The sequence below is a fragment of the Paractinoplanes durhamensis genome, assembly GCF_016862175.1.
Taxonomy (GTDB): Bacteria; Actinomycetota; Actinomycetes; order Mycobacteriales; family Micromonosporaceae; genus Actinoplanes; species Actinoplanes durhamensis.
On sequence record NZ_BOML01000058.1, the window covers coordinates 233,591 to 245,545 of the forward strand.

General features: G+C 69.2%; 14 protein-coding genes. 10 read left to right on the forward strand and 4 right to left on the reverse strand.

Translation table 11 applies throughout. The features are described 5' to 3' along the window. The first annotated feature begins 69 nt into the window (after positions 1 to 69). The 5 genes from Adu01nite_RS36490 to Adu01nite_RS36510 all read left to right on the forward strand — a co-directional run bounded on the left by Adu01nite_RS36490 (position 70) and on the right by Adu01nite_RS36510 (position 3,330). Positions 70 to 711 carry a response regulator transcription factor gene (locus Adu01nite_RS36490; RefSeq protein ID WP_203733855.1) on the forward strand — a complete coding sequence of 214 codons (642 nt, stop codon included), beginning with the start codon at positions 70 to 72 and terminating at the stop codon, positions 709 to 711. Between the two features lie 14 nt (positions 712 to 725). Beyond that, positions 726 to 1,898 (forward strand): sensor histidine kinase, encoded by a 1,173-nt coding sequence (locus tag Adu01nite_RS36495; RefSeq protein ID WP_239132964.1) that lies wholly within the window; start codon positions 726 to 728, stop codon positions 1,896 to 1,898. Between the two features lie 37 nt (positions 1,899 to 1,935). Continuing rightward, positions 1,936 to 2,208, forward strand: a complete 273-nt coding sequence (locus tag Adu01nite_RS36500) for a helix-turn-helix domain-containing protein (protein WP_203733856.1) — start codon at positions 1,936 to 1,938, stop codon at positions 2,206 to 2,208. Between the two features lie 150 nt (positions 2,209 to 2,358). Beyond that, on the forward strand, positions 2,359 to 2,775 hold the full coding sequence (locus tag Adu01nite_RS36505) for a DUF2752 domain-containing protein (protein WP_239132965.1): 417 nt from the start codon (positions 2,359 to 2,361) through the stop codon (positions 2,773 to 2,775). A 12-nt stretch (positions 2,776 to 2,787) separates the two neighbouring features. Then, positions 2,788 to 3,330, forward strand: a complete 543-nt coding sequence (locus tag Adu01nite_RS36510; protein ID WP_203733857.1) for an RDD family protein — start codon at positions 2,788 to 2,790, stop codon at positions 3,328 to 3,330. 45 nt (positions 3,331 to 3,375) lie between these two features. Here the strand turns inward: Adu01nite_RS36510 and Adu01nite_RS36515 are convergent, their stop codons facing one another. The 4 genes from Adu01nite_RS36515 to Adu01nite_RS36530 are packed head-to-tail and all read right to left on the reverse strand — an operon-like array spanning position 3,376 to position 7,417. Continuing rightward, entirely contained in the window at positions 3,376 to 4,185 is an 810-nt protein-coding gene (locus tag Adu01nite_RS36515; protein WP_239132966.1) for a carbohydrate ABC transporter permease, read from the reverse strand. After that, positions 4,182 to 5,030, reverse strand: a complete 849-nt coding sequence (locus tag Adu01nite_RS36520) for a carbohydrate ABC transporter permease (protein ID WP_203733858.1) — start codon at positions 5,028 to 5,030, stop codon at positions 4,182 to 4,184. The genes Adu01nite_RS36515 and Adu01nite_RS36520 overlap by 4 nt, the downstream gene beginning before the upstream one ends. Beyond that, entirely contained in the window at positions 5,027 to 6,295 is a 1,269-nt protein-coding gene (locus Adu01nite_RS36525; RefSeq protein ID WP_239132967.1) for an ABC transporter substrate-binding protein, read from the reverse strand. The genes Adu01nite_RS36520 and Adu01nite_RS36525 overlap by 4 nt, the downstream gene beginning before the upstream one ends. A 15-nt stretch (positions 6,296 to 6,310) precedes the next feature. Then, on the reverse strand, positions 6,311 to 7,417 hold the full coding sequence (locus tag Adu01nite_RS36530) for an LLM class flavin-dependent oxidoreductase (protein WP_203733859.1): 1,107 nt from the start codon (positions 7,415 to 7,417) through the stop codon (positions 6,311 to 6,313). A 131-nt stretch (positions 7,418 to 7,548) separates the two neighbouring features. On the opposite strand from Adu01nite_RS36530, the gene Adu01nite_RS36535 reads away from it, so the two are divergent. The 5 genes from Adu01nite_RS36535 to Adu01nite_RS36555 all read left to right on the forward strand — a co-directional run bounded on the left by Adu01nite_RS36535 (position 7,549) and on the right by Adu01nite_RS36555 (position 11,906). After that, a complete protein-coding gene (locus Adu01nite_RS36535) occupies positions 7,549 to 8,247 on the forward strand; it encodes an energy-coupling factor ABC transporter permease (protein ID WP_203733860.1) in 699 nt (232 codons plus the stop codon). After that, on the forward strand, positions 8,244 to 8,588 hold the full coding sequence (locus Adu01nite_RS36540; RefSeq protein ID WP_203733861.1) for a PDGLE domain-containing protein: 345 nt from the start codon (positions 8,244 to 8,246) through the stop codon (positions 8,586 to 8,588). The genes Adu01nite_RS36535 and Adu01nite_RS36540 overlap by 4 nt, the downstream gene beginning before the upstream one ends. A 1-nt stretch (position 8,589) precedes the next feature. Further along, positions 8,590 to 9,342, forward strand: a complete 753-nt coding sequence (cbiQ, locus tag Adu01nite_RS36545) for a cobalt ECF transporter T component CbiQ (RefSeq protein ID WP_203733862.1) — start codon at positions 8,590 to 8,592, stop codon at positions 9,340 to 9,342. Beyond that, entirely contained in the window at positions 9,339 to 10,091 is a 753-nt protein-coding gene (locus Adu01nite_RS36550) for an energy-coupling factor ABC transporter ATP-binding protein (RefSeq protein ID WP_203733863.1), read from the forward strand. The genes cbiQ and Adu01nite_RS36550 overlap by 4 nt, the downstream gene beginning before the upstream one ends. Before the next feature lie 108 nt (positions 10,092 to 10,199). Next, complete coding sequence (locus Adu01nite_RS36555; protein ID WP_203733864.1) at positions 10,200 to 11,906, forward strand: DUF4331 domain-containing protein; 1,707 nt, start codon at positions 10,200 to 10,202, stop codon at positions 11,904 to 11,906. Positions 11,907 to 11,955 lie beyond the last annotated feature (49 nt).

Consider the following 11,955-nt stretch of genomic DNA (forward strand, 5'->3'; position numbering starts at 1 on the left):
CCGAGCGGTCACGGGCCGGTACGCGATTTGATGACCTCGCTGTGACCGGAGATCGGGCAGGCTGGCCTCATGCGGGTACTGGTGGCCGAGGATCAGATCGAGCTCGCCGACTCGGTCGGGCGGATGCTGCGGCGCGAGGGAATGGCCGTCGACGTCGTGTACGACGGTGGGGCCGCCCTGGAACGAGCCACCGTCATCGAGTACGACGTGCTGGTCCTCGACCGCGACCTGCCGGTCGTGCACGGCGACGACGTCTGCCGGCAGGTGACCGGTCCACGCATCCTGATGCTGACCGCCTCCGGCACCCTCGCCGACCGGGTCGAGGGGCTGAACCTGGGCGCCGACGACTACCTGCCGAAACCCTTCGCGTACGCCGAACTGATCGCTCGCGTGCGAGCCATCGCCCGCCGCAGCCAACCGGCCGCGCCGACCATGCTCACCCACCATGACCTGGAGCTCGACCCGGCCCGGCGGGTCGCCACCCGGGCCGGCGCGCGCCTGGCCCTGACCCCGAAGGAGTTCGCGGTGCTGGAGTTCCTGCTGGCCGCCCGGCACCGCGTGGTGTCGACCGAGGAGTTGCTCGAACACGTCTGGGACGAAGCCGCCGACCCGTTCACCACCACGGTGAAATCGACGATCAACCGGCTGCGCGGCAAACTCGGCGACCCACCGCTGATCGAGACCATCCCGCGCAGCGGCTACCGGATCTGACCGCCGTGTCCCGCGTGCGCACCCGCCTCACGCTGCTCTACAGCGGCCTGTTCATCGTCAGCGGCGCGACCCTGCTGACCATCACCTATTTACTGATCTTCCACTCCCGGCGCACCCTGGTCTTCCGGAACTTCAGCGGCAGCGAAACCGGCAGCGCGAACGGCACGCCGCCGGCCGACATCCTCGACGACATGACCCGGCGGGCCACCGACTTCGCGCGCCAGGAACGCGCGGCGCAACTGCACGAACTGCTCACCTACTCGGGTCTGGCGCTGGCCATCGTGTCGGTGCTGGCGCTGGCCCTGGGCTGGTTGATGGCCGGCCGGATCCTGCGGCCGGTGCGCACGATGACCACGACCATCCAACGGATCTCGGCGCACAACGTGCACGACCGGCTCGCCGCGACCGGTCCGCGTGACGAGTTGCGGGATCTGTCCGACACGGTCGACGGCCTGCTCCAGCGGCTGGACACGGCGCTCGCGGCGCACAAGCGGTTCGTCGCGAACGCCGCGCACGAGCTGCGCACCCCGCTCACCGTCGAGCACGCGCTGATCGAGGAGATCCTGACCGACCGGACGGCCACCCTCCCGCACTACCGGTCGCTCTTCGAGCGCCTGCTGGAACTGCGGAAACAACAGGCGGCGATGCTGGAGTCGCTGCTCACCCTGGCGGGCAGCGAGCGGGGCCTGGATCGGCGCGACGAGGTCGCGCTCTCGGCCATCACCGAGCGGACGGTGGCGGCTTACCGCGCCACGGCCCGGCTTGCCGGCGTACGCCTCGAGCAGCGCATCGATGCGGCCTCGACGACCGGCGACCCGGCTCTGATCGAACGCCTCGTGGCCAACCTGATCGACAACGCGGTCGCCTACAACGTCGACGACGGCGAGGTGGAGGTGCACACCGAGGTCCGCGACGGGCGGCCGGTGCTGACCGTCGCGAACACCGGCGAAATCATCGAACCGGAGAAGGTGGACGCCCTGTTCGAGCCGTTCCAGCGCCTGGACCGCACGACCGGCCGGGCCGGACACCACGGTCTCGGCCTGTCGATCGTGCGGGCCATCGCGACCGCCCACGACGCGACGATCGAAGCATCCCCGGGGCCGGCCGGCGGCCTCCGGATCGAGGTGCGCTTCCCAGCCCCGTCCCCGGCGCCATCAGCGGCAGCGACATTCGCCGGCCCGGGCTGAGGATCAGTGCCGGAAGGCCGCGTGGCCGGTCCGGGGCATGCAGGCCGCGGTGGCGCACCTGGCCGACGACCTGCTCGCTCCACTGCAGGAGCACCCGCTGCTGCTACCGTCTCTGGACGTCTTCCTGCAGCACAACGGGGTCTGGGGGACTGCGTCGAGAGCTCTCGGGGTGCATCGCCACACACTGCGGCACCGGATGGCGCGGGTGGCGCAGCTGACCGGGCTCGATCTCGAATCGGCGCAGGACCGGACGGCCCTACTCCTGGCCCTGTTGGCGCGCAAGATTCAAACCCCCGGAGGGACGAACTGAATCGACACATGTCTAACCTGAGACGGCGATCCAGCTGGGAACTGTCTGAAAATTGGCGTGTCGGTTGGACGTCACCTGCTCTTTTGGGGCTCGCGCACTGACGAATTCGCCAATTACTATCTCGGCGCCATCCAAATAAAGATCACGGGGGTGTCTTTCCTGAGAACCTTCTCCGTCCCGGAGCGAGTCGGCGCCTTCGGCCTGCTCGTCGGGGTCGGTGCTGCGGTCTGGCCGGTCTTCACCGACCACACCGGCGCCTCCCTGCCGTGCCCGCTGCGCACGCTGACCGGAGTGCCGTGCCCGGCATGCGGTCTGACGACCGCGGCCGTCGCGCTGGTCCGGGGCGAGTTCGGGGCGGCGTTCGGCGCCAACCCGTTGATCTTCGTCCTGGCGGCGCTTGCCGTCGCCGTCGTTCCCCTCGTGGTGTTGCGTGCCACGGGTGTACTGGAGTCACCACGGCCGTGGTCGTCGAAAAGGCGGCGGTGGGCGGGATGGCTCAGCGGGCTGCTCGCGGTCGCGAGCTGGCTCTTCCAACTGCATCGGCTCGGCATCGGCCGGGCCTCGTAAAGGATCAGCGAGATGACATATCCACCGAACAACGACCCGTACGCCAACCAGCAGCCGCCGCAGCAGCCCTACGGTGCCCCGCCGCCGCAGTACGGCGCGCCGCAGCAGCCGTACGGCCAGCCGCAGTACGGCGCGCCGGCCGGTTACGGTGCCCCCGCGGTCAACTACGCCCACTGGGGTCTCCGCGTCGGCGCGTTCCTGGTCGACGAGGTCTGCGTGCTGCCGTTCTACCTGATCGCGATCACGCTGGGTAACGGCGACAACGGGCTGAACGCCTTCTACTTCATCTTCATGCTGCTGGCCCTGGTCGTGCAGGGTTACAACCGCTGGTACCAGGCGGGCAAGACCGGCCAGAGCTGGGGCAAGAAGGCGCTGGGCATCCGCCTCGTGCGCGAGGACTCGGGCCAGCCGATCGGTGCCGGCCTCGCGTTCGGTCGCGACTTCCTGCACATCGTCGACGGCCTGCCCTGCTACATCGGCTACCTGTGGCCGCTGTGGGACCAGAAGAAGCAGACCTTCTCCGACAAGATCGTCAAGACGATCGTCGTCAAGTGATGTAGTGGGTGCCGGCCGTGTCTTCGGCCGGCACCCACATCGCTCTCAACCCTTGATCGAGCCGGCCGTGATGCCGGCGACGAAGTGCCGCTGCAGGAACGCGTAGGCCAGCACCATCGGCACCGACGCGACCACCACGCCGGTGAACAGCAGCGGGTAGTCGGTCAAATACTCGCCCTGGAAGTCGAGCAGCGCCAGCGGCAGGGTCCGCTTGGCCGGGTCGTCGATGAACAGCAGCGGATACAGCAGGTCGTTCCAGTGCATGACGACCAGGAAGATCGACGTGGCGGCCAGCGACGGGTACGACAACGGCACCGCCACCTTCCGGAACATCGTCCACGCTCCGGCGCCGTCCAGCTCGGCGGCCTCGTAGAGCTCCCGCGGCAGGGTCCGCATGAAGCCGGTCAGGATGAACACCGCCACCGGCAGCGTCACCACCACGTTGATCAGCATCAGGCCGGTCAGGCTGTCGCGCAGACCGAGCCGGTCGAACTGCACGTACTGCGGGATCATCATGGCCTGCGCGGGCACGGCCAGACCGGCCGCGAAGATGCCGAAGACCGCATGACCCCACCAACCGGGAAGACGAGCTGCGGCGTACGCCGTCAAGCTCGCCAAAATCAGCGTGGCCGGCACCGAGACCGCGACCACCGTGATGCTGTTGCCCAGCACGCGCAGCAGGTTCTGCTGGCGCAGCACGGTGTCGTAGTTGTCCAGGGTCGGATGGGTGGGCAGCCCGAACGGTGAGGCGAACAGCTGCTGCGTGGTCTTGACCGAGCCGCCGACCACGACCAGCAGCGGCACGATCACGATCAGGGCGTAGAAGCCGAGCAGGGCCCGGCGGCCGATCCTCATCGGTGCGCCAATCGGGTGGCCCGGTTCTGCGCCACCGTGACCGCCGCGATGGCCAGCATGAAGACGACCGACTCGGCCGCCGCGTACCCCAGCTGGTTGTTGGCGAAGGTGGTGTAGATCCGGGTGGACAGGATGTCGAGCGCGCCCCGCGGCGGGTTGCCGCCGAGCCCGAGGATCAGGTCGAACGCCTTGAACGACTGGATCGTGGTGTAGGCGACGACCAGCGTGGTGGCCGGCGCGACCAGCGGCCAGGTGATGTGCCGGAACTGCTGCCACCGGTTGGCGCCGTCGGTGCGGGCCGCCTCGTAGAGCTCGGGCGGGATCTGGTTGATCCCGGCCAAGTAGATGATCATCATCTGCCCGGCGTGGAACCAGATCTGGGTGATCGCCACGAAGAAGATGGCCTTCTTCTCGTCGCCGAGGTACGACTCGTGCAGCCCGGTCAGCCGATTGGCCAGCCCGAAGTTCGGGTCGTAGACGAACCGCCAGACGAACGCCACCGACACCGACGACAGGATCGTCGGCAGGAAGAACAGCCCGCGCAGCCAGGTCGAGCCGCGGCTGCGGGCGGCCAGCAGCACCGCGAGGAACAGCGCCAGCACGGTCTGCCCGATCACCACGGCCAGCAGGAACTTCAGGTTGTTGCCGAGCGCGTTGCGGAACAGGTCGTCCGCCGTCGCGACCTCCCGGAAGTTGTCGAGCCCGACGTTGTGGAAGGACGGGCTGAAGCCGTCCCAGTCGGTCGTCGAGTACTGCAGGCCCTGCACGGCGGGGAGCACGAAGAACGTGCCGTACAGGGCCAGGGCCGGAACCGGGAAGAGCAGCAGCGATTTGGAGAATCTCACCGCTTCTGGTCGATCACGCGCTGCGCTGCCTCCGCCGCCTTCGCCGGGTCGGTGCCGCCGACCACCTGGACGGTGGCGTTCTCCACGGCCGAGCGCACGTCCAGGTTGTTGAACTGGAAGCGCGGTGCGAGCAGGGTCTTGCGGGTCAGCCAGGGCGCGAACGACTTGAGGTCCTCGTTGGTGTACTCGACGTCCTTGACCGTCACGTGCTGCGAGGTGCCGTTGGCGTAGACGCCGGCCACCGCCGGGTCGGCCAGGTGCTTGAGCCAGGCCAGGGCGGCACCCTGCTTGCTCGACTTGGCGTTGATGCCGAGGATGAAGGTCGCGTTGAAGACACCCTCGTATTTCGCCTTGTCGGCGGTGGTGGTGATCGGGGCGTACAGGCCGAGGGGGAACTTCGCGCCGAGCTTGCGCACCGCCCCGGCCATGAACGAGCCGGTGGCCAGCAGCGCGGCCTTCTGAGTGGCGAAGAGCTGCTGCGCGGCCTCGCTGCCGGTGCCGTTGGCGCCGCTCTGCACGTACGGGCGGAGCTGGGCGTACTGCTTGAGGGTGTGCACGAACCACTCGTCGGTCGCCTTGACCTCGCCGGTCTCGAACTTGCCGAGCGCGTCGTCGGACGGGATGTTGTTCATGACCATGGTGTTGAGCAGCTGACCGGCGTTGGCCGCGTCGCCGCCGGGCCAGGCGATCGGCGTGACGTCCTTGGCCTTGAGCCCGTCGAGCATCCCGAGGAAGCCGTCCCAGTCCTTCGGCAGGTCGGTGTAGCCGTACTTGGCCAGCAGATCCACGTTGGTCACCGGCATGTTGAAGACCAGCTGGTAGGGCAGGCCTAGTTGTTTGCTTTCGCTCGTCCCGGCTGCGATCAACTTGGGGTCGAATTTGCCGACCAGGTCGCTCTGCGTGGACAAATCGGCGAAAACGCCCACGCTGGCGATCTGGGTGAACTGGGCGCCGCGGAATGCGGTGAACGCATCGCCGACCGAGCCGCCGCGGATCTTCTGCAGGGCGGTGCTCTGGTAGTCGTTCGACGGCGAGATGTCTTGCCGCACGGTGACCTTCGGGTTCTTCTGGACGAAGCTCGCGACGATCTGCTCGAGGACGTCCTTGTCCTCGGCCCGCCAGTGCGCGAACGAGAGCTGGCCCTCGACCGGCCCGTCGAAGCCGGTCACGGTCTTCTCGTCCGCGTCACCGCCCGGCCCGGCGCAGGCGGCAAGGGCGCTGCCGGCCGCGGCGAAGAGCAGGGTCCTTCTCGACAAGTTGGACATTTCGGATTCCTTTAATCACTGGGCCAACAGGCCGCGGGAACGCAATTCGGGGAAAAGGCCCTCGCCGACCCGGTACGCCTCTTCGAGGTGCGGGTAGCCGGAGAGGATGAACTCGTCGATGCCGAGGTCGTGGTACTCGGCGATCCGGTCGGCGACCTCGTGGTGACTGCCGACCAGGGCGGTGCCGGCGCCGGGCCGGACCAGGCCGACCCCCGCCCACAGATTGGGCGACACCTCGAGGGCGTCGGTGCGGCCGCCGTGCAGGGCGAGCATCCGCTGCTGGCCGACCGAATCGCCCTTGGCCAGCGACTCCTGCGCCTTGCGGATCTCGTCCGGGCCGAGCGCGTCGAGCATCTGCTGCGCCTCGGCCCACGCCTGCTCGGACGTGTCCCGGGTGATCACGTGCAGCCGGATGCCGAAGCGCAGGGTCCGGCCGTGCGCGGCGGCCCGCGCGCGCACCGCGGCGACCTTCTCGGCCACCGCTTTCGGCGGCTCGCCCCAGGTCAGGTAGACGTCGACGTGCTTGGCCGCGACGTCGAGCGCGGGCGTCGACGAGCCACCGAAATACAGCGTCGGCTGCGGGTCGGGCGGCGCCGACACGGTCGCCCCGGCCACCTTGAAGTGCTCGCCGACGAAGTCGAACGGCTCCCCGGAGAGCGCGCCGCGCAGCACGCTGAGGAACTCGTCGGTCCGCCCGTACCGCTGGTCGTGGTCGAGCCAGTCACCGAACCGCCGCTGCTCGACCGCGTCGCTGCCGGTGACGATGTTGAGCAGCAGCCGGCCGCCGGAGAGCCGCTGATAGCTGGCCGCCATCTGCGCGGCGAGCGTCGGGGTGAGCGAGCCCGGCCGGAACGCGACGAGGAATTTGAGCCGCGTGGTCTCGCGCAGCAGCGCGGCCGTGGTGAGCCACGCATCCTCACAGTAGGTGCCGACCGGGGTAAGCACACCGGTGAATCCCGCGCGCTCGGCCGCGATCGCGACCTGGGCGAGATATCCCAGGTCAGGCTGCCGCAGACCGGCGCCGGGCGAGCGGTGCGTGCTGCGCCCGCCGCGCTCGTCTACGCCCACGACGGTACGGCTGTCGCCGGTGGTCGGTAAGAACCAGTGCACGTGCACAGACATGACTGGGAATATCCCATGCAACCCATAGGTAAGGTCAACTCTTCCGATGGGTGGGATAGACAATCGTGACTACTGACTTCGTTATTGCCACCTCTATGCAATAGCCATAGGTGGCTAATATGCTGGCGGCCATGGACACACAGGCCATGCACATCGCCAACGGCATCGTGAACGGGCCGGTCTCCGCGATCTTCGCGGTGATCGCCGTGGCGGCCCTGGCCTACTGCGTGCGGCGCGGTCGGGACGATCTCGACGAGCGGCTCGCACCGATGGCCGGCCTGGTCGCGGCGTTCATCTTCGCCGTGCAGATGCTCAACTTCCAGGTGCTGCCGGGCATCTCCGGGCACCTGCTCGGCGGCACCCTCGCGGTGATCCTGGTCGGCCCGTGGGTCGGCGCGCTCTGCGTCTCGACCGTGCTGATCGTGCAGTGCCTGCTGTTCGGCGACGGCGGCCTGACCGCCCTGGGGCTGAACATCACGAACATGGCGCTGATCGGCACCGCCGCCGGCTACCTGCTGGTGGTGGCCCTGCTGAAGGTGCTGCCCAAGACCCCGGCCAGCCTCAGCGCGACCGCGTTGATCGCCTCGATCATCAGCGTCGTGGCGGCTTCCCAGGGCTTCGTCCTGGAGTACGCATTGGGCGGCACCACCGACCTGTCGCTGCCGACGATCTCCGGCACCATGGCCGGCGTGCACATCCTGATCGGCATCGGCGAGGGCCTGATCGCGGCGACCACGGTCGCCACCGTCGCCCGGGTCCGGCCCGACCTGGTCTACGCGCTCCGCCGCTTCCGTTCCGCCGCGCCGACCCCGACCGAGGTGCCCGCATGAAGAAGAAGACCTGGTTCTGGTTCGGCGGTCTGTTCGTCGCGCTGCTGCTGGCCGGCGTGGTCAGCAATTTCGCCTCGTCCAGCCCGGACGGTCTCGACGCGACCGCCCGCGAGGGCTGCACGTTCAATGCCGCCGGCGAGATCACCGGCGGCACCTGCATGGCCCAGCAGGAGAAAGATCACCAGCTGGCCGGCTCGCCGCTGGCCGACTACGGCATCAAGGGCATCGACAACCCGTACCTGTCGACCGGTCTGGCCGGGGTGGCCGGCGTGCTGATCACCTTCGCGATCGGCGGGGGCCTGTTCTGGGTGGCCCGCCGCCGCACGCACCAGGACGCCTGAGTTGAGCGCCGCGCCCCTTTTCCTGGATCGGCCGAGCCCGGTGCACCGGCTCGCGCCCGAGGTGAAGATCGTGGCGACGGTGCTGTTCACGATCGTCGTGGTGGCGACGCCGCGCGAGCACGTGCTCCCGTTCGCCGGCTTCGCCGTCCTCCTCGCGATCGTCGCCGCGATCGCCCGGGTCCCGGCGTTCTGGCTGCTCAAGCGGGCCACCATCGAGCTGCCGTTCGTGCTGCTCGCGGTGTGGCTGCCGGTCGCCGGGCACGGCGAGCGGGTCGACTGGCTCGGCCTGTCGCTGTCCGTCGACGGCCTCTACGGTGCGTGGAACATCGTCGCCAAGGGCACCCTCGGCGTCCTCGCCTCGCTGCTGCTGGCCGCCTCCACCACCAGCCGCGACCTGATCATCGGCCTCGACCGGCTGCACTGCCCGTCGGTGTTCACCCAGATCGCCACGTTCATGCTGCGCTACCTGGACGTGCTGGTCGACGACGCCCGCCGGATGCGGATCGCCCGGCTCTCCCGCGGCTACGACCCGCGCTTCCTGTGGCAGGTCAAGGCGTTCGCGGTCGGCGTCGGCGCGCTGTTCCTGCGCGCCTACGAGCGGGGCGAGCGGGTCTACCTGGCGATGGTGTCGCGCGGCTACACCGGGCGGCTGCCGGTGACCTCCGGCGAACCCGCGCCGGCCGCGCAGTGGGTGGCCTCGGCGATGCTGCCGGTCGCGTCGGCCGGCATCGCGCTGGCTACGGTTCTGGCATGACCCCGACGCTGCGGATCACCGGGCTGCACTTCGCCTACCCCGACGGGAGCGTGGCCCTGCAGGGTGTCGACCTCACCGTCGCCGAAGGTGAGAGGGTGGCCCTGCTCGGCCCCAACGGAGCCGGCAAGACCACCCTCGTACTGCACCTCAACGGCATTCTGCACGGCGGATCGGGCTCCGTCGAGATCACCGGCGTCCGCGTCGATCCGGCCGACCGTAGCCGGCTCGCCGACATCCGCCGCCGGGTCGGCATCGTCTTCCAGGACCCGGACGATCAGCTGTTCATGCCGACGGTCGCCGAGGACGTCGCGTTCGGCCCGGCCAACCTCGGCCTGCGCGGCCCGGAGCTGCACGAACGCGTCACCGAGGCGCTCGACGCGGTCGGCATGGGCGACTATCGCGACCGCGCCCCGCATCACCTGTCGTTCGGTCAGCGCCGCCGGGTCGCCGTCGCCACCGTGCTCGCGATGCGGCCCGAGGTGCTGGTGCTCGACGAGCCGTCGTCCAATCTCGACCCGGCCAGCCGGCGCGAGCTCTACGAGATCCTGACCGGCCTGCCGATCACGATCCTGATGGTCACCCACGACCTGCCGTACGCTCTGCAGCTCTGTGACCGCTCGGTGATCCTCGACGGCGGCCGGATCGCCGCCGACGGCCCCACCGGCGACCTGCTCGCCGACGCCGCCCTGATGGAACGGCATCGGCTGGAGCTCCCGTTCGGGTTCAACCCCCTCATTCGTCGCACCTGACCGAGCGGATTGGTCACCGACAGCAATCTCACTTTCGCCAAGCCGTAGCCCTTCCGGTGGCGAACCCCGTGCCGAGACAACAAGTCCCGGCACGGAAGGACAACCACCATGAAGCTCAGCAAGCGGTTGGCGGCCACGCTCGGCGTGGGCGCCCTGCTCGCCGGCTCGGTGTACGGCCTCGGCCCCGGCTCGGCCACCGCATCGAGCCACCGGGAGGCGCCGCTCATCGCCGCCGACCCGGCCGTCGACAACACCGACCTCTACGCCTTCGTCAGTCCCGAACGACCCGGCTACCTGACCTTCATCGCCAACTGGCAGCCGTTCGAGGAGCCCAACGGCGGCCCCAACTTCTTCCCGTTCGCGACCGATGCCACGTACCTCATCAAGGTCGACAGTGACGGCGACGCGAAGCCGGACACCGTCTTCCGCTGGAAGTTCAAGAACATCGACAAGCGGGGGAACAGCACGTTCCTCTACAACAACGGCCCGGTCACCTCGCTCGACGACGAGAACCTGCTGTTCCGGCAGACCTACACGCTGGAGTCGTCGTTCAACGGCGAGCCGTTCAAGCTGCGCGCCCAGGACGTGCCGGTCGCCCCGTCGCGGGTCGGCCAGGCGTCGATGCCCGACTACGGCACCCTGCGGGACCAGGCCACCCGCACCCTGCCCGGCGGCTGGAAGACCTTCGCCGGCCAGGCCGACGACCCGTTCTTCCTCGACCTGCGGGTCTTCGACCTGCTCTACGGCGGCGACCTGAGCGAGACCGGCCAGGACACCCTGAACGGCTACAACGTCAACACCATCGCCCTGCAGGTGCCGTTCAAGGACGTCGCGCTGCGCGGCGACGTCAACCGGAACCCGGTGATCGGCGTCTGGACCACCACCGAGCGGGACCGGGTCCGCGCGGCCGACGGCTCCTCGTCCGGCGGCGGCAAGGTGCAGGTCTCCCGCCTCGGAAATCCGCTGGTCAACGAGGTGGTCGTGCCGGCCGGGCTGAAGGACACGTTCAACGCGACCCCGCCCGAGCGGGACGCGAAGATCCCCGCGCTGGTCAAGCGGGTCACCAACCCCGAGGTGCCGCAGCTGCTGCAGCAGATCTACCAGATTCCGGCGCCGGCCACTCCCCGCAACGACCTGGTCGAGATCTTCCTGACCGGCATCACCACCAAGGCCGGCGGCCCGATCAAGGCCGATCTGAATTCCCAGCTCAACAACGCGGATGTACGGCCGGGGAAGTTCACCCCCTCCGAGCAGCTGCGACTCAACCTGTCGGTGCCGGTGGCCGGGCAACCCAACCGGCTCGGCGTGCTCGGCGGGGACCTGCAGGGCTTCCCGAACGGGCGGCGACTGACCGACGACGTCGTCGACATCGAGCTGCAGGCGCTGGTGGGTGCGGCGCAGACCGGCAAGCTGGTCGACGCCCTCGCGGCCGGTGACGGGGTGGACGCCAACAACACCACCTTCGGCGACCGGTTCCCGTACCTCGCGCTGCCCAACGCGGTGGCCGTGAACACCGTGGGCGGGGCCGCTCCCGCGCCGACGCCCTCGGATTCCCTGCCGACCACGGATCCGACGGTGGATCCGACCTCTTCTGAGTCGGTCGGCGCCGGCATCGCCGACCTCACTCAACCCGGCGCGATCGCCGGGCCGGCCTCCGCTGAGTCCCCGGATACCTGGATGACCAAGCCCGTCGCGTACGCCTCCGGTGCGACCGGCCTCGGCGCCCTGATCCTCGCCTTCGGTCTCTTCGCCTTCATGCGGCGCCGCCGGCGCCCGCGGGTCGTCGCCGACCCGGACCAGACGCAACCGATGTGACCCCGTCCGGGTGGGCGCTTCCGGCGCCCACCCGGCGTCCCTCTTGGAG